Origin of the sequence: Treponema sp. OMZ 803 (assembly GCF_024181165.1) — a bacterium.
Lineage (GTDB): Bacteria > Spirochaetota > Spirochaetia > Treponematales > Treponemataceae > Treponema.
The window spans coordinates 2,754,825-2,775,119 of record NZ_CP051195.1 but is presented as its reverse complement, the minus strand read 5'-3'; the positions used below and the strand labels follow the sequence as shown (position 1 = coordinate 2,775,119).

Genomic DNA, 20,295 nt, shown 5'->3' with positions numbered 1-20,295 from the left:
GCCCTGCCTATTTGCAAAAGCTCGCTTGATTTTTTCCCAATACATGGTATAATTATACTAATAGGCCTAAGTGATTATTAAAATGAAAGTAACGCGTATTTTTATTTTTGGTATTATATGTTTCGCTTCAGTATTCCTCGTTTTATGGTTGTCCGATAGCGGCAAAAATGACGCTTTTGACCATGGTGTAGGCGGCGGCACCTCTCTGCCTGCTGAATTACCGGAAGAACATGAGGTGTCTCCTGCTCCTCAGTCCTTGTATTATCGGGCATATTCGGTTAAACAAGGTGATATAGTCGGCACCATCGCTGCCGAATACGGGGTAAGTCAGGATGCGATTATCAGCCTTAATAAACTCAAAAATACGCGGACACTTCAAATCGGTCAAATATTAAAGATACCATCTATTGATGGTATTTCCTATACGGTAAAAAAAGGCGATACGCCTGAATCTATTGCCGACAAATATAAAATTTCCTTGGAAAAACTTGCAACAATCAATACGCTTACCGATAACACGATAGAAACGGCCTCTATTATCTTTTTGCCCGATGCCAAACTTGATTGGGCTACCTTGCAGGAAATCAACGGTGATCTTTTCCGAAGGCCGTTGCATAGCAGTTATTATATCACTTCTCGTTACGGCTGGCGGGATAATCCATTCCTCAGCGGTCAGCGAAGCTTTCATAACGGTATGGATATGGCAGCTCCTAAAGGAACCGCTGTTTATGCGGCATTAAACGGGCAGGTTATTGCGACCGGATACAGTACCGTGTATGGAAATTACATTATGATCCGCCATCATTCAGGATATCAAACTTTATACGGACACCTTAATACAATTCTTACTTCCAAAGGCAGCTTTGTTTCCGTGTCTTCAAAGATTGGAACGGTCGGAAATACCGGAATGAGCACCGGCCCGCACCTTCATTTTACCGTCTATCGGAACGGAGCAACGCTTAACCCTGCCGGTCTATTAAATTAACGCTGCGCTGTTGAAAGATTGCAGCTTCTATAATAATTGTACATGACTAATACAAAATCCCATAGAATCGGTTTTTATATTCTCATAGCCGTTGCCGTAGCGGCCGGTTGGATTGTCGCTTCGGGCATTGCGCTGTATGTTCGCGGTACGCAATTACTGACTATCCTGCCGGAAGAACAAGCTCGACAGGACGCGGCTTTCGGCGCAGATATAACCGCTGCTCGCGATTCCCTTGGAAACGAAGCTCGCAGATCTTTTTATACACCTCCTTTATTACATCCTGCACCTTGTACGCAAGGTATTCCGCAACCGGCTGCAATAAGCGCTCGTTCCGCTGTTGTGATGGACGCTGCGAGTGGAGCTCTTTTATTCGAAAAAAATCCCGATCACAGTATTCCTCCTGCTTCATTAACAAAATTGGTTGCGATGTACACGGTGATGCAGGCTGTTGAGCGGGGAGAAATCAGCTTGACCGATACTATCACGCCGCCTGCAGAATCGTGGGCGGTAAATATTCCATCGGGGTCATCGCTAATGTTTTTGGGAAAAAATCAGCGGGTAACCGTTGAGGAGCTGATGAGGGGTATGGCGGTCGTTTCCGGTAATGACGCGGCGGTGGCGCTTGCAATTTATACGGCAGGCTCTGTGGAGGCCTTTGTTCGGCAGATGAATGAAGCCGTCGCAGCGCTCGGCTTGCAAAATACGCACTTTGAGGATGCAAACGGCTTGAGTGAATATAACCGCACAACTGCCCGTGATTTTGCCCGTTTTTGTGCAGTGTATGTGCGGAAATACCCCGACCACCTTGCACAGTTTCACTCGCTGCGGGAATTCAGCTATCCGCAGCCGCATAATATGCTTAAAGCGCAAACAATTATCCGCCAGCCGGCGACGAATACGCTATTGGGTAAACTGGACGGATGCGACGGCATTAAGACGGGATTTATTTATGAGTCCGGTTTTAATATTGCGCTTACCGCACAGCGGAACGGTATCCGGTTCATTGCGGTTATTTTAGGCGGCGCCGGTAAAAATATGGCGGAAGGGAAGGCACTACGGGAAGAGAACTGCTCAATATTGATGGAATGGGCGTTTTCTCACTTTTCCACAAGATATGCACAGAATTTTCCATTGGATATTCCGGCTATTCCCGTTGTCGGGGCAAAAGAACAGGCTAACAGAACGGCGCTGCTGCCGCTGCCGGATGATCCGGGCGGAAATGGCGGAGCTTTTACCGTTCCTCTTTCCGGTACTGAATTAAACGGTACAGCAGAGAATACCGCTGAAATTCATTTGCGTATACTCGTGCCCGGTGCGCTCGCCGCTCCCATTACAGCAGGAGAAAAAATCGGAAAGGTGCAATTCTTTACGGAAGATGAGGGGAAACCGCTGGTGCTTGCCGAATTTCCGCTTATTGCAAACAAAACCCTTGAAAAAGGGAGCGTCCTCCGTTGGAAATATGATAATCTTGCATTAAAATTGCATCGCTTTTTAAATCGTCGGTAAGGTGGAAAACTTTTTATATTAGGCATCGCTAAAAAACTCAGTGTTGAGAGCTGCCTTATTTATTTTATAGATAATTTTAGGAATACATATTTTGAAATACTTTATTGAAACGTATGGATGTCAAATGAACTTTGCCGAGTCTGCGGCATTGGAACAGCTCTTGCGAGAACGCGGCTGGGAGGCTGCCGAAGATATACAGCACTGCAATTTGCTGATTGTGAATACCTGTTCAGTACGGATAACCGCCGAAACCCGCGTATTCGGGCGGCTCGGTCTTTTTTCTGCGATGAAAAAGAAGCAGAATTTTACGATTGTCTTAATGGGCTGTATGGCACAGCGGCTGCATGATCAGATAAAGGAAAAATTCCCGCTGCTTGATTATGTCGTCGGGATGTTTGAACGGGATCAATTTACAGCAATCTTCGATGCAGTTGAAAGGGAAACGCTTTGGGCAGGCACGAAGGAAGGTATCGCTGAGCTGACGGCGCTTAGTCCGCAGTCCAGCAATGAACAGCGCTATCATTTTTCCAAATGTTCGTATACCGAAGGGGCTTTTCAAAGCTTTGTCCCGATTATGAACGGCTGTAATAATTTTTGTACGTACTGCATTGTGCCGTATATCCGTGGGAGGGAAATTTCCCGTCCGGTTGAAAGCATTTTGGATGAGATTCGGTTTTTAAGCGGAAAGAATGTTCGGGAAATTACGCTGTTGGGGCAGAACGTCAATTCGTATCACGGAGTTGACCCTGCCACGGGAGCAGCGGTGAGTTTTCCGTCTTTGCTTCGTGCCGTTTCAGCGACGTGTGCCGAACAGGACGTTATTAAATGGATACGCTTTATCTCAAGTCATCCGAAAGATTTATCGGATGAGCTGATTGAGGTGATGGCGGCGGATCCGCGGATATGTAAATCGCTCCATTTGCCGGTACAAAACGGCTCCAACGAAATTCTTGCGCGAATGAATCGCTGCTATACTGTTGAGCAATACCTTACTATTGTTGAAAAGCTCCGTAAACGGATACCGGATATTGTACTGACAACCGATATTTTAATCGGGTTTCCGGGAGAAACACAGGCAGAGTTTGAAAAAACGCTCAACTTGATGAGGACGGTGCAGTTTGATTCGGCTTTTATGTATCATTATAACCCGCGTGAAGGAACCAAAGCGTACGATTTTCCCGACCGGATTCCCGATGTCGAGCGGATTAACCGGCTGCAACAGGTTATCGATTTACAGCAACATATTACCGATCTTAAAATGCAGCAACGGGTTGGTTCAACGGTTATGATGTTGGTTGAATCGCAGTCGAGAAATAATCCCGATGAATTGTTCGGACATACCGAACAGGGGGAGATGACTGTGCTTGCGGAAAAGTGTGATCCGAAACATATTGGACATTTTATGAAAGTTCAATTACAATCCGTAAAAGGGAAAACGTTTAGGGCTGTCCCTGTCGTATAAGGAATTCCATGGGAGGATATAATGCCGGGAAAGTTAGTGTATTTTATTATTGTAATGCTGATGCTTGTGCTGTTTATGGGCTTTAATCTATCGAACCGTTGCGATATTTCCGTCATTTTTTACGTATTTAAAGATGTGCCGATTTTTTTAAGTATGCTGTTTGCATTTTTGCTTGGGAATATTGCGGTTTTGCCCTTTCTTATCAGCAGCCGTCATAAAATGAAGAAGGCTGAAAAGCAAGCGGCTTTGTACCATGATGTTGAAAAAGTTGAATTAAAACCTGAAAAACGCCGTTGGTTCGGGAAAAAGAAGCATTCCGAAGAGAACGGGACGGCAAAGCAGGATGCGTAGCTGCTGTTTAGGATTTAGAAAACCATATCTTTTTTTTATCATTATCTCCGGAGTAATGATGATGATAAATGCCGGTACCGGAGCCTTTGCGGAATCTTCGGAACCGGCATTGCAGCCCGCTGTGCAAACTTTGGCGCAAAAAGCCTTTGCACAAAAGACAGATGCGGCTGTCCGGCAATTTTTTGAAAAGAATTTAGCAACGCTTCCGAATGCACAGGCGCAAGTTCAAGCGCTGACGCTGTTGGCAGAGTATGAACAACATAACGGGAATTATTCCAATGCGGCGGACTGTTACCGGCAGGCGGCGGGGTTCGATACTACCGATAAAAAAACTGCGCTTTTATTGGATGCGGTTCGTGTGTTGCTTTGCGGCGGCAGTATGGATTCTGCCCGAAGCCTGTTAAGTGAAATCGCCGCCGCGCTACCGGTGAGCGATGAAGATCCATATTACCGGAGAGCCGCCGTGTATGATACGTGGAGACTGCTCGCCGAAGACCGGGCTGATCGAGCTGTACCCCTCATTACCGCCTATACTAAGAAAAAGGCTTTTTCGGAATATCATCCTGCATTGCTGTTTACACTCTGGTGGGTCAATGGTGATGAGGATGCAAAGCAGCGGCTGCTGAAAGAGTACCCTGCCGGTATGGAAGCGGCGGCGGTGAATGGAACCGTTACCGTACAGCCGTCAACTTTTTGGTACTTAATGCCAAGGAGCGGACTTGCGCAAAAACCGGCCGCCGGAAGCACCGCTTCTAAAACAGGCACGTCATCGGAAGCGATAAAAGCTTCACCGCAATCGAGCGCTGCATCAAAAACTGAGGCTGCTTCTGCTCAACCCTCAAAACCGGCAGCGGGTTCCGAAACACAGGCTAAGCCTTCCTATTATCAGCTTGGATTTTATAAGACAAAAAAATATGCGGAAGCGCTTGCCACTGATTTGCAAAAAAAACATTTTACTCCCATTATAAAAGAAGAAATGCGTCCCAGCGGCACTGTTTATTTTGCCGTACTTGTTAAAGAGAACGCTGCCGGAGATATGGGGCTCCGGTTAAAGGATGCCGGATATGAAGCCTTCCCGATTTTCCCTTAGATTGTTCCTTTGGCCGTTTGCTGTATCGGTTGTTATTTCATATTTTCTGTTGAGCCTTTTGGGATGCGCTTCTGCCTCTGCCCGTAAACACGACAGCGTATTGCCTACCGATGATGCCGGAATGATTGAAGCAGTATTTTCTGCAGATACACAAATGCAAGCGGAACAGACGTTTCCGATTCCGATGAAGGAATACGACGATTCTATTTTACCGAATAACTATCTTGCGTTTACCGCGTATAAAGGGCAGGCTTATATTTATTTTTGGGCACAGGGGCTTGCTTCTTTCGATTTGTACATCAATAATCAAAAAGTTCCGACACAATCCATCTGTACGGGTAAACCGATGTGCTTTGATGCATCACCATATATTCAAAATGGTAGAAATATGCTCTATATTGCGGCGCTTACTCCTGCCGGAAACGGTATGGCACAAGAACAACCTTCATTACAGGTAAAGATACCCTACCCTGTTATTTTGCCGCTTTCCAATTCGCAGGAGGCTTTAAAAAAACAACAGAAAGATGCACCGTATTCAGCCGAAACGCTCGAAATAGTTGATCAACTCCTGACTGCTGAAACGGAAGCGGGGTTTCCCGGCGCTCAGCTTGTCATTATTAAAGATGGCAAGATGATTAAGAACAGCGCTTACGGCGCCATCAGCAGGGTTGATAGCGCAGGCAATACGCTTGACGAAGTGATTCCTGTAACGGAAAAGACTTTATTTGACCTTGCAAGCAATACAAAGATGTATGCGGTTAATTTTGCCATTCAAAAACTGATTTCCGAACGACGCCTTGCGCTCACCGATACCGTTCACCATTTTTTTCCGCAATTTGTTGATGCTAAGAAAAGTAAAATAAAAGGCAAAGCCGATATTACAATCTTTGATCTTCTTACTCATCAATCGGGGCTTCCCGTCGGAAGGGCGTATTCGCAGAAAATTAAGAAACTTAAAAATGTTTCAGAAAAAAGCTACCGCGAACATACCTTTGACTTGATTATGGAAACTCCGTTGGTGTATCTGCCGCGGCAAACGGTGCTCTATTCCGATATCAATTATATGCTGCTCACCTATATTATCGAAAAGGTAACAGGAATAGGCGTTGCGGAATATGTTGCCGACAATTTTTATCGCCCGCTTGGTTTGGATAGGATTTGCTTTACACCACTCCGGCAGGGTTTTACACTCGATGAGATTGCTGCAACGGAAATCCGTGCAAAACCGCGCACTCAAGCTGCTATTGATGGCGCGCAGACAACGGAACTCATTCATGGAACTGTTCACGATTCGGAAGCATATACGGCGATGGAAGAGATTAGCGGGCATGCAGGGCTGTTTGCAAATGCGGAAAGTATTGCAGTACTTGCTCAAGTAATGCTGAATAAGGGCGGATATGGTGTCAAGCGTTTTTTTGATCCGTCCGTTGCAGGATATTTTACGGCGCAACAGGCGCTTGTTTCAAGCATCGGGTTCGGGTGGCGGCGGCAGGGAGCGCAGGAATATACTTGGGCTTTTTCTCCCCTTGCCTCTGCCGGAACCTTCGGGCATACCGGCTGGACGGGAACACTTACCATTATCGATCCTGTCGAACATCTTATCATTATTTTATTAACCAATGCAAAAAATACGGTTCCGGCGCATAACACCCGTAACAGCCGATTCGAAGGCGATTATTATTTGGCAAAGCAGTATGGGGCGATCACGGCACTTATTTACGAGGCTTTTCGTCAGCCGACGCAAGCCCAGCTGGAGAGTATGCTCATCGAACTTGCCGAAAAGAAATATGAAATGCTGCAACAAATTTCAGCCTTTAACAACCAAGGCTATATCAATGACCTCGCAGCAATTATGAAAATCGTTAAACAACGCGCTCAAAAGTCTGCCGGATTGCGAAAATTTCTCAAGACTGAAACCGCGGCACAGATTCTGAAAGTTGTTGACGGCCGAATATAGAAACGGGATGCAGGGCTTGTATCGAGAGCAATCGTATCGGAAACGTTTTAAGCGATTGCTTGCCTTTGTACGAAATTTTGTCAAAAATTTCGTACAATTTTTTCACGAGAAGGGTAAACGCATCAGACAGAATAGATAAAAAGCGCAGAATAATGGAGACCAATGGTTAAAAATAATTTTTGCGTTAGCCTTTTGAAAAGAGGTGAGGCAGATACGAGGCATGAGCAAAAATTACCCGCAGGCGTGCTTTTTGCACGTCGAGGACTAATTTTTGTGAAATAACGAAGTAGATGCCCGCCTGTTTTCAAAAGGGGGACGATGCGTTTATATGTACGCCCCTTGATATTTCTTTTCAAATTCGATTGTCGTATTGGAGCCGTGTCCCGGATACACCTGCGTGCTTCCCGGTAATTCAGTAAAAAGTCGCTTGAGTGATTGGCATATCTGCATCTCATTACCGCCGAGTAGGTCGGTTCTGCCGCGGGAACCGTAAAAAAGAGTGTCACCGCTGAAAAGAATACCGGCTTCTTTGCTCCACAAGCAAATAGAGCCTTGCGTATGCCCGGGGGTGTACAGCACGGTAAAGCCGTTTACATTATCGCCCTCTTTATAAAAATCTGTCGGGTCGGGGAGCGGATGCTTTTCCAACGGTTCAATCAGTTTTTGAACATGGAGCGGAGCAAAGCTTTTAAAATGGGTTTCCGTACCGGCCGCTCCAAGATATGCGGCATCTTTTTCGTGAATCCACAAGCGGTAATCGGAATATTTTCTTACTAAGGCCGGTAAGCCGCCGACATGGTCAAAATGTCCGTGTGTCAACATAATTTCAAGGTGAGTAGGATGAAGTTTATCTAAATACTGGGATAATTCGGGACTCAATCCGCCGGGATCGATGACGGCAACACTCTTTTCGCTCAACGGGAACACCCATGTGTTAACCATAAGGTAGCCGGTTTCAAACTTTTCTATTGAATATTCCATAATAAAGTCCTTTTACAAGCTTGGAGGATGGTTGAGAATAGTATAGGCGATTTTATGGATTAAAACAATCACAACAAGCAAACACATCCGACTGTGTTTGAAAATATATGGATGGCTTTTTTGTAGAAAGATTACAAAGCCGATTATCAATTCATTATAAATAAAAATTAGAATCGATAAACCGGCTTTGTTGATGATTGTTAAAAATTAGTATGATTTTGAATCATATGACTTGCGGTTTTTTTTCATTAATTTGCGCTGAAGAGCTTTCTTCTTTCTATTTAAAATAGTAGACGGCTTTTCATAGTATTCGCGCTTTTTCCACTCGCGGATAATTCCCTCTTTTTCAACTTGGCGCTTAAAACGCTTAATCGCTTTTTCAAGGTTTTCGGAATCATCGATAACGATACTTGCCACTTACAGAATCACCTCCAATGGATTATATCCTTAGTATCTTCTTGTACGATAATGATTTTCCGGTTTCCTGTCAAGTAAGGAGAAATTCGGCTACACTATGCGTTTCGGTTGTGCATAATTTCAAGCTCTTCCATAACAAGATCGACGACAGCCTGTTTTTTGTCGTCTCCTTCATGGCAGCGTTGCTTGGCACGCTCACGGAATTCATTACAGTCGATAACGGGACTGACCTCTATGACAACCTTGTCTTGGCAAACAATATCGCCTAGCATATTGGCGGGATCATCCGAAATGCGTAGACAGTTACCATTAATAGAAACCAACATCATCACATCGGAGGTTCGGATGTATGAGTCGATTTCGCGGACACCCCGTTTTGTTTCGGGCTTTCCCGGGCGGTAGCGGGTGCCTGCCGGATATACGATAACGGCTTTTCCTTCTTTCCGCACTTCTTCTAATGTCCGCATTGAGGCAATATTGATAGTGCGGCTCCGTTTTTTCTCTTCTTCCAGTTGTACGGGATCGGTAATGCCGGCAAGCGTTCTACTCGGATAAATGACAATGCGCTCATACCCTTCGGTAAGAGCTGCTATCAGCGGATCTTCTTCGGTAAGCTTCATCCCTGCCATTGCGATAGAGCGATGGGCAAGTTCTTTTCCCGCATCCCCTGTTTGTTCCATTAAATATAAGAAGATCGGTAAATCGAGGTTGCTGTAGTGTTCGGAAAGGATAATTCCCTTCTTTCCGGCTTTGATTGCATTTAAAAATTCGATGATATGTGCTTCGGGGTATAGTTTTGAGCCGTCCAATAAGAGCTTCTGTACGGCAGATTCCAAGATTGAACGGATATGAGGATTTTCCAGTTTGTGTACATTTTCTTCAGTGATAATATTATCCTTACTTGCATACCGTTCAAATAGCGGTCGCAGCTCTTCAAGCATGTTTTTTAGTACCAAACCGTCCATTTTTTCCTCCTAAAAATTGTAGAAACCTCTAAAAATCCAACCGGATTTTTAGGGCGCACTTTATATAATCACAAATATTATAGAGCCTATTACCGGAATTTACCGGTTGTTACTGCCTCGCTATACGGAAAGTCGCTCCAAGAGAGGTGGCAGTTCGTAAATCGACTTAATCGAAGGAATGCCGGACGTCTTGGTAAAATCCGTACATCGTTCCTTTTCGTCGATTAGTACGCTCTGCCCGCCGATTTGAACAAAGCCTTGAACGTAAGCGGGGCAATCATCCAAAAATAATGTTTCTGCAACTGTTTTATGTACCGCAGTAAGCGGTTTGATAAAGGCATCCGGCTGCGGTTTTCCCTTGCCTTGGTTATAAGAAATGTCAAAAACGCCGAGAAATAAGTCCCTGATATTAAAGAAGTCCAAAACCCGCTCCGCGTGTGCCATCGGCGCATTGGTCAAAACCGTCATCGGCAGTTGTAACGAAATTAAAAAACTCCGTAATTTGGGATCAGGCTGTAATTCGGAAATCTCCGAAGCGGGGTGTATGGCCTCAAAATAAGTATCTCTATCGTTGAAATGATATTCACACTCAAGCCATTCAAGCGTAGTGCCGTAGTTGTGCCGCCGTGTATGTTGCAGTTTTATGGCCTCTTTCAGCGGTACTGACAGAAAATCGGCAATAAATTGAAACATCCGCTCGGAGATTCTCCGTTCCATCAGGTTCGATGCAGAATAGAGCGTATTATCAATATCAAAAAGTAAATGACCTATCATCTCTGTTGCAGTATAGCACAAAAACTAAAAAAGTCCATTAAAATAGGCTTGTTCGGCGCTATAAGCATGGCTGTTCACCGTTAGGCTGATAATCATAAAGCTGCCGTCTTTGTTTTTAATACACCGCTTTATATCTTTTGAAACTTGTTTCGATTCGACATCGTATATAGACTGTGTAAGGGTGAAGGCCGTCTGCGTTCCTTGGATAGTCGTATATGGCAGCAACGCTTTTGCAAAGGGGCTTGATGAGCTTAACAACCGAAGCAGCTGTTCCGGTACCGATAATGTATTTCCAGTTTTGTCTGCAGGCAGATTGACCATGCTAACGGTTAAAAACGCCGTATTTCCGCACAGGAATGAATTGTCAGCGATTTTTTTCCACTGACTATCTAAATGGAGCGATATGCCCGAAACGGTTACCGTTTCTTTTTTCGCCGTTTTATTAAGGGTAAATGTATTTGTTCCCTGTTTAGGCTCTGCAGGGCTGTAACCATAAAACACGGATTCTCCGTTGCCGTTAATAGAGCCGATTTCGGTTAATTCCAAAACCGGTTCTTTTTTTGCGCCGGTTATTGTTTTAAGATGAAAGAGCGGAACAAAAGACTGAAAGTCCAGTGTAACTGCGCCGCCGAATTCTTCCATTTGTTTACGTACCGTTGCCGTGCCGAACGGCGCTTTCCCGGCGCGGGGAAAGGTTTTAAGTTCATAGAGTTTAGGCAAAAGTTCCATCAAATAATTAACACTTAACGTATCATCAGGTGTAATGGAAGAAATAATCTGTTGACCGGTTAACGATAATTTCCCCTTTTCGATTTTTCCGCTAAACAAGATAGATACGGTACGGGGATTTTCGGGATCGTCGGTACGAATAAAAGCGCCGTAGGTTTCATCATTATAGTACAAAAAACCTATCCATGTAGGGGCTTTCCAAGAATAATCGCGGTAAATAACGTAATCGCCGGAAAGAGTTCCCTGTGCCGATTCGGTTGCAGGCTTTTGCGCTGCAAAGAGGAAAGCCGGAATAAACGCCGTAATGCAGCATAAGATGAACCATGCGGCGCTTCTCTTGGGGGAATCGTGATAGTAATTCATTATAATCTCCAAACATTTCTAAAAAATGACCGATTACAACAACTCTGTCTTAACTCTTTTCGGCGTTTTCTTCCGCATATTTCTTAAATTCTTCTTCGCTCATTTTGTCGGCATAGAGCGGATAGAGCGCTTCGACTAAGTCTTCCAACGTAGGGAATTTTGCACCGTCTAATTTGTATGGCATTATTGCACCTCACTTATTGTATTGAGAATTTTGATGAGCTCTTCTTTTGTTCCTTTAATGAGCGGCACATTTGGAATAGGCGTATCAATACCGTGCAGATATTCGGGTATTATCGGGGATTCGCCGCATATCCGGGTAAGAATTTCACTTTCAAAGGCGGGATGATCTTTCGAGACCAACACGAGAGATTCCCCGCTTCGCTGCCGGAATATGTTTCGGTTTTGTGCCGCTGAGTATGCATGGGCGGTTGCCGTATCGAACATGATGCCATAGCGCCGATAGGAATCACTGATAAGCGTTTGTGCTTCCGCATCCGAAACCTGCGCCGGGAAAATAATCGATTTCATAATAGCGGGGCTGAGCGTAAAAACTTGTTCAAGTCGTTCGATACTGGAAGGAACAGCAGGGTCGGCAGGGCCACGTTCCGCAAGCGGGATTGAAGAAGCAACACAGCGGCAGCTTCCGGTTTCGTCGCAATTCAGCGCTTCCGTCGCATCGGTAATAAAACCTTTTACCGGTAAACAAAATTTCCACGCATATAAGCCGGCTGCAAGATTACCGTAGTTGCCTGACGGAACCGCATAGAATATTTCCCCCGCAGTCCGTGCCTTTATACGGGTAAACGCAAACATATAGAAAAACACCTGCGGCAGAATACGCCCGATGTTGACGGTATTTGCCAGTGTTAAGTTATACTCTTCTATGAGCTGCCGCTCTTGGTAAATAGAGCGGATAAGGTTTTCGACTGCGGCAGTGTCACCTTCAACCTCTACGGGGTAGACGGATCCGCCGTTTTGGAATAAATGCTCGGGCTTTAGCCCCTTTGCATAGCCCTTTGGGTATAGGATAATCAATTTAAGATGCTTTTTGTTTCCGAATGCCGCCGCCATGCTCCTACCGCCTGCTCCGGTACTGGAGGCAATTACGATGGCGTTTTTTTCATCTATTGTCAGCAGATGTTCCAATGCAGAGGCGAGCCATAGAAAGCCGAAGTCTCGATGATTGCCGGTTGGGCCGTGGAACAGCTCCAGCAAAAACAGGCGGTCATCAAGCTGGCGGAGCCGTGGGCTGTATCCCTGAAACGCCGCCGCCGCAATCCGCTCGGAGATAACCGGACTAATCTCTTCTTTGAGCAATGCGGCTGTTAACGAACCCGCTATGGTCGAAAAGGTCGTTTGCTCATTCATGTGTAATATCCACGATCGTAAATCGTGTTCGGAGTACGGAACATATAAACCGCCGTCGGCAGGCATACAATCAAAGATTGCATGTTTAAAAGAAACAGTGATGTTGCTGTTTCGAGTGCTGACTAACTTCATAGTTTCAAAGCGCTCCTTTATCAAGCCGGTATTTTTTAACAAAACCTTCCGGCTTGTAGCTCATTTTTGCATGGCGCAGCCCCTCGTCTCCCAAATCTTGCTCGCGGTTGATGTACACGACTTGTTCGGAAAGCGATTGTGCAAAGGCATAGTTGATGTATTGATAGCTGCCTCGAAAATCGGTTCGTGCTTTTTCAAAATGGACAACGGCGATAGACCCTTGACCGGCTAATTCCGCTAAACACCATGCCACCGGCACACCTTGTACATAGAGGATAAGACTAAGAAAATCCTCTATCGACGGTAATGCTAAAGCCTGTTGCGCAGCCTCGTAATCGGTATCTTGGAGATCGGTTTGTTCCGTTGCCCAGATATCTAAGATTTTATATGCGTCTTTTTTTGTATCGGAATCCAATTTTTTTAAAGTAAAGTCCGGATAGTTGTGTAAAAATCCGTTTATGTGGTTCTTTTTTTTATGTAATTGCTTGCCGGAAAGCGTACTCAACGAGAGGCGGGTGTACAGGTAATCGAAATTGTCCCTGTCTTCTGCAGGGGAGACTTTAAAATTTTGGAAAAGCGACTCATTGTTACTTAAATAGGCTTCCGAGATTAATTTCCAGTAAGCACAATCGCTGTACAGTTCTTTAATCGTAGAAATAGGAAGAGGTGCCCCAATTGTGAAAAAAAACTGTTTTTGCTTCTCTTCCCCCAAAAAGAGCAGGGTATGCTCATTAAATCTGCTTATCTTATATTTATAAAAATTCCTAAAAAAATACAAACTTCCGAAGGTTAACTCCGAAATACCGTCCTTTAGCAACCGTAAATCGTTTTTAATTGCTTGTACAGCTTCAAGGGATAGCGGAGAAAATTCAGGATACCGCGCGATGACGTCCATATCCGCTATGTTACTCTTTTATGAAAAAAATCGCAAGTTCTTTAGAAAAGATAAAACATACAGATGAGACGTTTAACGCTATTTGTGAGAAAACGTCTCTGTATCTAAGCTGTCAGATCCAATAAATAAGCCGATTCCGGCAATGCAGAAGTATATCCGGTGTTCTTTGAAAGCGTTATCTCTGTATGGATTTTAGTGTTGACATATTCAATCATCGCATCCAGCGTTTTTTCATCGGGATTAGCCGTTAACAGCTTGTTTTCCCGTTCATTCTCGCGCATTCTAACCAGCTGATCGATGAGCGTATTTAAAATCTTCAGCTTCCCGATACTGACACCGTTTTGATTCTTTGTACGCGGTACCCCGGAAACATATTGAAAATGAGAATAAACAACTTGTTTTGTATCGACCGGAAGATATGCACGCCCTCCGGCCGAAATACTCGTCATTGCCGCATAAGACAATGATGACAACGGTACATAATTCGATACCATACCGATCCCTCCACTATTCCTATAATCGGCATTTTTTTTATGTACTTTAGAATAATTACAAACATACGGATTGCCGTATCTGATTGAGTTGTTACTTACCGTTGCGGCATGGCCGGTGTCTTTTTGATATAAGCATCGAAGGTAATGCGCGCGGATTGGTTTTCGGAATAGAAAGCATGGCGAACGATAATCTTCATCTTTTGATCTTCGTAGATGAAAGGTGTCTTGTCCGATACCTTTTCGGCTTTTGTGCTGTTGGTTTTTATCCGTGTATAAAAATCAAGCATTACGATCTGTCCGTCAGATTCATCGCTTATTTTTACCGATTTTCCGTCCGGTTCGATCGAAAATAAGAATTGTTTATACCGGCATTGCGCATGACGAGGAATAGAAGAAGCGGGGATCGTATCTAACTTCAGTTGAACTTTTACAAGAACTGCATCGTATTCGCCGGTATCGATAATTCGATCAACATTTTCCGGCGGTTCATTTTCTAAAGGATAATGTTGAGAAAAATATTCAAAACGCGGTGTGTTATCACTATCATTAGTAGTCTGACGGTTTCGCTCCAGTATAAATTCCTCTAAAGCGCTGTGGATTTTTATGATATCTTTTTGTCCAAAATAAGCAAAATTGTAAAAGCCTACTACCGGCAAAAAGAGGATAATCGTGATAAGCGCCGTTACGGTGCGGAGCTGTGATGTTATATTTTTCCCGCTTAATGTTGCATAAAAAAAATACACCGCTAAAAGGCTGTTGATTTCGATTTCGTGCAGCGGCGGTTTATCGGATACGCTAAAGCCGATTCCTCCATACTTCCAAGCATTGATTGCTCGATCGCGCAGCAAAGCGACAATAAACAAAAGTGATGCGATACCAAGGAGACCGAGCATCAGCCGCACAATACCTTGCCGGTCTTTAAAATGCTGAATCATCAAAAGACAGATCACGATACTGCCGAGTACAAGATAGTATAATGGGAAAGGTATTCCCTCGGTAGAATACGGGAAACGCGCATACTTTATCAGATATATAAGACCGAGAATACTGAGCGGCACGAGCAAAACCGGTAGCAGTTTTTGAAACATTAGGGTAAAAAACTTTGAGTGTATGAGTGGCTTTGACCGGTATACGGCAAACACAGTAAGGGCGATGATTGTGGCTGTTGCATTAGTGATGCGGAAAATAATACTTTCGGTAAAGACGATATCAAGATCAAAAATAGCATTAATCAAAAAGATGGTGATAAACAGTATGCAGTAGATAGCTCCAAAAAACAGCAACGAAACAAGAAAATGAATAAATCGCAATTTAAATTCTTTCAGAAAGTCTTCCGCAGGGAAAAAGAAGATAAAAGCACAGATACAATATAGGTATATTAACGATAGATACACCAAATCAATGTTTTTATTGAGGGTTAAAAGACCGGTAAGATACATTGCGGTGAGGACAGCAATTTGACCGCAGAAGATCGTCAGTTTTGTACGGGCTGTCGCTGCTTTTATTTTGTCATTGCATAGCAAAACGACCGAAAACGAAAACAGAAAATTCAAGTGTATCGCATTCGGAATATATTTATAAAAGAGCTGCGATATACCCGCTGCTAATACAAAAAAGAATGCGGACGGAGAACTGACGGCTGCTGCCCGTATACTCTGCGTAATTTCGCTCATTCTTTCTTTGAATGTCATAATTGTTTTCTCCTACCGTTCCGCAAGTTCCGGTTTTTTGAATAAGGAGATAGCCCAAAATGACAAGAAGAACCGGAATGCTTCCCGATGAATTAAGCCGATATCAAGGGCGACGGCGACCAGAAGAGCCGACCGTATGCCCAATTTGTTTTTACCGAATCCGATCAGCCAGCGTACAAAGGCTTCGTCGTATTGGTAGTCTTGAATAAAATCGATGACGGTCTTTTTCAGCACGGGATCGCTCGTTTTTTTCGTTTCAAAAATTTCATCGAGTATATCGATGAAAAGAATAGACGGCGATTGTTTTTCGTTCCGGTATTTTTCAAACATATAATAAAAGTCGTTTTGGATACCCATTAAAGATGCGAGTGCAAGCAGCGCTTCGTTTTCGATATAGGGCGGAACAGTGTCCCTGCGGAGGATATCCAGAATAAACATAGGGGAATTATCTGCATTAAAAAGCTCCAGCGCGCGTATTCCTTTCAGTATCAGCGCGGGGTTTTCCGCTTGGGAAAGAATGGTGCCGATTTTAGGCTGGCTGTAGCTGTCGTTCAGCCGGGCAAGGGCGACCATCGCTTCTCCGGCAAGATAGTAGTCGTCGCTATCGAGCGCTGCCCGTAAGGGGGTAACCGCCTGCTGCACATTGAATTTGGCGAGTATCCGCGCGGCGAGCGGCGCTGTGGTAAAGGCTCCCTGTTCAAGCTCTTTTAAGACCACATCACGCACTTTTGCATTGATGGTATTCATCGAATAGAGCGCCCGTAATGCATTCATTCGAATCGTAAACCGCGGAGATTCAAGGTAGTGCAGCAGCTGATCGCAGGATACCGATGAAGCAATTTCACCGAGTTCGTTGAGGATTTTCTCCTCGGTTTCGATGGTTTCGCTCCGGTCTAGTTTGTGCAGAAGGTTGAGCGCCTTCATATCGCGGGGAGAAAAGAGCACGGCAAGCGTTTCAAACACGCGGTAACTGCCGAGGTTCAAGAGCTTGCGCTGGAATACGATACCGATTGCGATAATGGCGATAACTATCAAGAAAAATATTTGATACGATTGCAAGTAGGAAAACCCTTGCACCCGCAAAAGGTCGAGTATTGTTCCGCCGAGGATGGAACCTGCACCGCCGGTAATCGCAAGGATAAAGTAATAGAGCATACTTAAATCCATCAGCGCCTCTTCCGGCACCATTGCGAAGAAATATGCTTGCGACGAATTATCTTGCCCGACAAAACCGACATTGCTGATTATCGTAAATAAGATGAGAAAAACGGTACTGAGTATACCGGCACTTGCAAGTCCCGGCGCAAAGAAAGCCGGTATTAACGAAAGGGCGCTGATTGCGCTGAAAATAATAAAGATCGGTTTTGCGCCGATGCGGTCGATAATCAGATGCATTAAAAGCCCGACGCTGAGAGCACCTACAAGTGAGTACACGGATAAGATGGTCGCCGCGCTGTCTCGTCTACTGTAAACCTCTTTTGCATACACAATGATAAACGGACGGATCATCGCAATACCGAGACTGATAATAAAGAAGGCCAACACGAACCGTCTAAAGTTTGCATCTTTAAAGGCATCTCGAATGTGCCTCAAAAAAGTGGAGCCTTGGCGCGGGGTTGTGCGGTCTTTCCGCTTTTGACGGTTCGGCTTTGCGGACTCCGGTTCCGGTATTCTAAACAGTAACACGGAGGCGATAAAGCCGAGTAGTATGCCGATCATGCTGGCAAGGTTATAGCTATGTACCGAAGGATCCCTCCGTAAAAGCCATGCGAGCAAAACAGTGGCGAGTAATGCCGCAAGATTGTTGATTAAGGAAAGACGCACGATATACGAGCTGCGGTCTTTCCCGGGCGCAAGGATTCTGATAACGGGATTATTGGCAATCATTCCGGCGCCGCGGAAAAAATTGAACAGCCCTACCGCAAGCAGTAGGCAATAAAGCGCATACTGATCGTGTCCCGCAGATACAAGAAAAGGGATGGCAAGCAGCGGCAAGAGCGAGGCGGTACGCAAAAGCCATGTACTACCGAATGTCTGCATAATGCTGAAACGCATCACCATCAATTTACCAAGCGGAATGGCAAAAAACGAAAGGTACATAAACGCAGTCAGTAAACCGACTACCGTTGTGTTGGCTTTTAAAAACAGCGCATAAAGGGTAACCGTATTGCCGGTAACAAGCGCAAAAGAAAAAGAATTGAAGATATTGTAAATGTCGTAGATTCGCCGCCCTTGTTTAATTTTATAGGCCGACAGTTGCTCATTCATCGGCCATATTGTATAGTGAACGTATGAAAAACTCAACGGTACCCCTGCGCTCGGAGGTCGCAAAAAGCGACCAATGGGATTTAAGCAAACTTTTTACAAATGATACGGACTGGAATGCCTCTCTGAAAGACATTACCGCCGCAAAAGACCGCGTATTAACCTACAAAACCGCCTTTGCCGCACCTGATACGCTGACTGCCGAAACAGTACTCGGCTGTTTACAGGCGGTGGAAGCGGCGTCCCGTATTTCGGAAAAGACAAGCCATTATGCCTTTTTGATGAAGTCGGTGGATGAAAGCGATCCTAAAAACATCGAACGGGTTTCCCTTGCGATGATGGCGGACACGGAACTTTCTTCCGAAATAAGCTGGTTTATCCCCGCTTTACTGGATATTCCCGAACAGAACATCCGCGGCTGGCTCGATCCTGCTGGAAAGACCGGTGTCGCCTTTGCTCCGTACAAAGTCTTTATCGAAAAGCTGATCAGATTAAAGGCTCATACATTGAGCGAGAAAGAAGAAAAGCTGCTGTCGCTTTTAGCCGAATCGCAGGATGTCGAACGCCGCAGCTTCTCGACGCTTACGAATGTAGACTTCCGTTTCGGTTCGATTGAAACTCCCGACGGCGCGAAAGAGCTTACTCAATCTTCATATTCACAGTTCTTAATCAATCCCGACCGGAATATCCGTAAGCAAGCATATATGCAATTTTACGGCACGTTCGACACGTACAAAAATACGATAGCATCTTTGTACACCGGTCAAGTGCAGCAAAATATCGCGCTTGCCCGTATCCGCGGATACGGTTCCGCCCGTGAACAGGCGCTCTATCCCGATAAGGTGCCGACGGAAGTATACGACAACCTTATCAGCACAATCCGGAAAAACTTGGAGCCGCTGCATCATTTTTATGCGCTTATGCAAAAATCACTCAAACTTGATGAGCTGCGGCACTACGATGTGTATGTTCCGTTGGTAGGCGAAGTGCGGCGGCACACTCCGTACAACGAAGCCGTCGATATGATTACCGAAGCGTTACAGCCGCTCGGTGATGAATATGTTACCACGTTGCGGAACGGGCTGCTCGGCGGTTGGGTTGACCGGTACGAAAATAAGGGCAAGCGTTCAGGCGCTTTTTCGTGGGGCTGCTTTGAAGGCGATCCGTATATCATGGTCAACTATAAAGAAGACGTTATCCGGGATGTGTTCACCCTTGTGCACGAAGGCGGGCATTCCATGCACTCGTGGTATTCAGTGCGGAACAATCCGTTTTTAAGCTACAACTACACGATTTTTGAGGCGGAGGTAGCGTCAACCTTTAACGAAGAGCTGTTGTTCCGCTCCATGCTGAAAAACACGAGCGATCCCAAAATGCGTGCGTACCTCCTGAGTATTCGTGTAAGTGATATTCTTGCAACGCTGTATCGCCAGACGATGTTTGCCGAATACGAACATATCACGCATAAGCTTGTTGAAGAGGGAACGCCGCTTACCATCGAGAATCTCCGCAGCGAGTACCGCAAACTGTTGACCGCTTACTTCGGCCCTGCGATGCACTTTGAGGAATGCAGCGATCTTGAAGGCTTGCGTATCCCGCATTTTTACAATTCGTTCTATGTGTACAAATATGCAACCGGTATTTCCGCATCGCTTGCCCTTGCCGAACGGGTATGCTCGGGCGGAAAAACGGAGCGGGAGGATTACTTTAAGTTTTTAATCTCCGGCGGTTCCCGCTATCCCATCGAGTCGCTGCGGATTGCCGGTGTCGATATGGCTTCTCCCGAACCGGTTGAGGCAGCCTGTAAGCACTTTGCGCACTTAGTAAGCGAGCTTGAAAAAGCCTTAGCCGCTCTATAACCCGATTG

Annotated in this window: 18 protein-coding genes; 7 read left to right on the top strand and 11 right to left on the bottom strand. The window is 45.1% G+C overall.

Going from position 1 to position 20,295, the window contains the following annotated elements:
- Positions 1-82 precede the first annotated feature (82 nt).
- From ABH09_RS12695 to pbp4b, 6 genes are all read left to right on the top strand, one after another.
- Positions 83-985, top strand: a complete 903-nt coding sequence (locus tag ABH09_RS12695; RefSeq protein ID WP_162664661.1) for a M23 family metallopeptidase — start codon at positions 83-85, stop codon at positions 983-985.
- 42 nt (positions 986-1,027) lie between these two features.
- Positions 1,028-2,491 carry a D-alanyl-D-alanine carboxypeptidase family protein gene (locus tag ABH09_RS12690; protein ID WP_253714684.1) on the top strand — a complete coding sequence of 488 codons (1,464 nt, stop codon included), beginning with the start codon at positions 1,028-1,030 and terminating at the stop codon, positions 2,489-2,491.
- A 91-nt stretch (positions 2,492-2,582) separates the two neighbouring features.
- Positions 2,583-3,953, top strand: coding sequence for a tRNA (N6-isopentenyl adenosine(37)-C2)-methylthiotransferase MiaB (miaB, locus tag ABH09_RS12685; RefSeq protein WP_253714683.1), 1,371 nt, complete (start codon positions 2,583-2,585; stop codon positions 3,951-3,953).
- Positions 3,954-3,974: 21 nt separating this feature from the next.
- On the top strand, positions 3,975-4,304 hold the full coding sequence (locus ABH09_RS12680) for a hypothetical protein (RefSeq protein WP_162664659.1): 330 nt from the start codon (positions 3,975-3,977) through the stop codon (positions 4,302-4,304).
- A 55-nt stretch (positions 4,305-4,359) separates the two neighbouring features.
- Positions 4,360-5,394, top strand: coding sequence for a hypothetical protein (locus tag ABH09_RS12675; protein WP_253714682.1), 1,035 nt, complete (start codon positions 4,360-4,362; stop codon positions 5,392-5,394).
- A complete protein-coding gene (gene pbp4b / locus ABH09_RS12670; protein ID WP_253714681.1) occupies positions 5,369-7,351 on the top strand; it encodes a penicillin binding protein PBP4B in 1,983 nt (660 codons plus the stop codon). The genes ABH09_RS12675 and pbp4b overlap by 26 nt, the downstream gene beginning before the upstream one ends.
- A 324-nt stretch (positions 7,352-7,675) precedes the next feature.
- Here the strand turns inward: pbp4b and ABH09_RS12665 are convergent, their stop codons facing one another.
- The 11 genes from ABH09_RS12665 to ABH09_RS12620 all read right to left on the bottom strand — a co-directional run bounded on the left by ABH09_RS12665 (position 7,676) and on the right by ABH09_RS12620 (position 18,431).
- Positions 7,676-8,332 carry an MBL fold metallo-hydrolase gene (locus ABH09_RS12665; protein ID WP_253714680.1) on the bottom strand — a complete coding sequence of 219 codons (657 nt, stop codon included), beginning with the start codon at positions 8,330-8,332 and terminating at the stop codon, positions 7,676-7,678.
- Positions 8,333-8,539: 207 nt separating this feature from the next.
- On the bottom strand, positions 8,540-8,749 hold the full coding sequence (rpsU, locus tag ABH09_RS12660; RefSeq protein WP_006188264.1) for a 30S ribosomal protein S21: 210 nt from the start codon (positions 8,747-8,749) through the stop codon (positions 8,540-8,542).
- Positions 8,750-8,844: 95 nt separating this feature from the next.
- Positions 8,845-9,714 carry a 1-acyl-sn-glycerol-3-phosphate acyltransferase gene (locus ABH09_RS12655; RefSeq protein WP_253714679.1) on the bottom strand — a complete coding sequence of 290 codons (870 nt, stop codon included), beginning with the start codon at positions 9,712-9,714 and terminating at the stop codon, positions 8,845-8,847.
- Between the two features lie 120 nt (positions 9,715-9,834).
- Positions 9,835-10,488 carry an HAD-IA family hydrolase gene (locus ABH09_RS12650; RefSeq protein ID WP_253714678.1) on the bottom strand — a complete coding sequence of 218 codons (654 nt, stop codon included), beginning with the start codon at positions 10,486-10,488 and terminating at the stop codon, positions 9,835-9,837.
- A gap of 24 nt (positions 10,489-10,512) precedes the next feature.
- Positions 10,513-11,580 carry a DUF7954 domain-containing protein gene (locus ABH09_RS12645; protein ID WP_253714677.1) on the bottom strand — a complete coding sequence of 356 codons (1,068 nt, stop codon included), beginning with the start codon at positions 11,578-11,580 and terminating at the stop codon, positions 10,513-10,515.
- Between the two features lie 49 nt (positions 11,581-11,629).
- Entirely contained in the window at positions 11,630-11,764 is a 135-nt protein-coding gene (locus tag ABH09_RS12885; protein ID WP_256478592.1) for a hypothetical protein, read from the bottom strand.
- Positions 11,764-13,083 carry a pyridoxal-phosphate dependent enzyme gene (locus ABH09_RS12640; protein ID WP_253714676.1) on the bottom strand — a complete coding sequence of 440 codons (1,320 nt, stop codon included), beginning with the start codon at positions 13,081-13,083 and terminating at the stop codon, positions 11,764-11,766. Before ABH09_RS12640 ends, ABH09_RS12885 begins: the two co-directional genes overlap by 1 nt.
- Before the next feature lie 4 nt (positions 13,084-13,087).
- The gene (locus ABH09_RS12635) at positions 13,088-13,978 is read right to left on the bottom strand and encodes a DUF2156 domain-containing protein (protein ID WP_253714675.1); all 891 of its coding nucleotides are present in this window, start codon (positions 13,976-13,978) and stop codon (positions 13,088-13,090) included.
- Between the two features lie 104 nt (positions 13,979-14,082).
- Positions 14,083-14,472: a hypothetical protein gene (locus tag ABH09_RS12630; RefSeq protein ID WP_253714674.1), complete on the bottom strand. Its 390-nt coding sequence runs from the start codon at positions 14,470-14,472 to the stop codon at positions 14,083-14,085.
- 95 nt (positions 14,473-14,567) lie between these two features.
- A complete protein-coding gene (locus ABH09_RS12625; RefSeq protein ID WP_253714673.1) occupies positions 14,568-16,163 on the bottom strand; it encodes a hypothetical protein in 1,596 nt (531 codons plus the stop codon).
- 12 nt (positions 16,164-16,175) lie between these two features.
- Entirely contained in the window at positions 16,176-18,431 is a 2,256-nt protein-coding gene (locus ABH09_RS12620; RefSeq protein ID WP_253714672.1) for an MFS transporter, read from the bottom strand.
- Between the two features lie 23 nt (positions 18,432-18,454).
- Here ABH09_RS12620 and pepF point away from each other — a divergent pair, with 23 nt between their 5' ends.
- Complete coding sequence (gene pepF / locus ABH09_RS12615; protein WP_253714671.1) at positions 18,455-20,287, top strand: oligoendopeptidase F; 1,833 nt, start codon at positions 18,455-18,457, stop codon at positions 20,285-20,287.
- Positions 20,288-20,295: the final 8 nt, after the last annotated feature.

Excerpts from the sequence above, each read along its gene's own strand:
- ABH09_RS12695 (WP_162664661.1), top strand. The coding sequence starts at position 83 with ATGAAAGTAACGCGTATTTTTATTTTTGGTATTATATGTTTCGCTTCA.
- ABH09_RS12690 (WP_253714684.1), top strand. The coding sequence starts at position 1,028 with ATGACTAATACAAAATCCCATAGAATCGGTTTTTATATTCTCATAGCC.
- ABH09_RS12680 (WP_162664659.1), top strand. The coding sequence starts at position 3,975 with ATGCCGGGAAAGTTAGTGTATTTTATTATTGTAATGCTGATGCTTGTG.
- ABH09_RS12675 (WP_253714682.1), top strand. The coding sequence starts at position 4,360 with ATGATGATGATAAATGCCGGTACCGGAGCCTTTGCGGAATCTTCGGAA.
- pbp4b (WP_253714681.1), top strand. The coding sequence starts at position 5,369 with ATGAAGCCTTCCCGATTTTCCCTTAGATTGTTCCTTTGGCCGTTTGCT.
- ABH09_RS12665 (WP_253714680.1), bottom strand. The coding sequence starts at position 8,332 with ATGGAATATTCAATAGAAAAGTTTGAAACCGGCTACCTTATGGTTAAC.
- ABH09_RS12655 (WP_253714679.1), bottom strand. The coding sequence starts at position 9,714 with ATGGACGGTTTGGTACTAAAAAACATGCTTGAAGAGCTGCGACCGCTA.
- ABH09_RS12650 (WP_253714678.1), bottom strand. The coding sequence starts at position 10,488 with ATGATAGGTCATTTACTTTTTGATATTGATAATACGCTCTATTCTGCA.
- ABH09_RS12645 (WP_253714677.1), bottom strand. The coding sequence starts at position 11,580 with ATGAATTACTATCACGATTCCCCCAAGAGAAGCGCCGCATGGTTCATC.
- ABH09_RS12885 (WP_256478592.1), bottom strand. The coding sequence starts at position 11,764 with ATGCCATACAAATTAGACGGTGCAAAATTCCCTACGTTGGAAGACTTA.
- ABH09_RS12640 (WP_253714676.1), bottom strand. The coding sequence starts at position 13,083 with ATGAAGTTAGTCAGCACTCGAAACAGCAACATCACTGTTTCTTTTAAA.
- ABH09_RS12635 (WP_253714675.1), bottom strand. The coding sequence starts at position 13,978 with ATGGACGTCATCGCGCGGTATCCTGAATTTTCTCCGCTATCCCTTGAA.
- ABH09_RS12630 (WP_253714674.1), bottom strand. The coding sequence starts at position 14,472 with ATGGTATCGAATTATGTACCGTTGTCATCATTGTCTTATGCGGCAATG.
- ABH09_RS12625 (WP_253714673.1), bottom strand. The coding sequence starts at position 16,163 with ATGACATTCAAAGAAAGAATGAGCGAAATTACGCAGAGTATACGGGCA.
- ABH09_RS12620 (WP_253714672.1), bottom strand. The coding sequence starts at position 18,431 with ATGAATGAGCAACTGTCGGCCTATAAAATTAAACAAGGGCGGCGAATC.
- pepF (WP_253714671.1), top strand. The coding sequence starts at position 18,455 with ATGAAAAACTCAACGGTACCCCTGCGCTCGGAGGTCGCAAAAAGCGAC.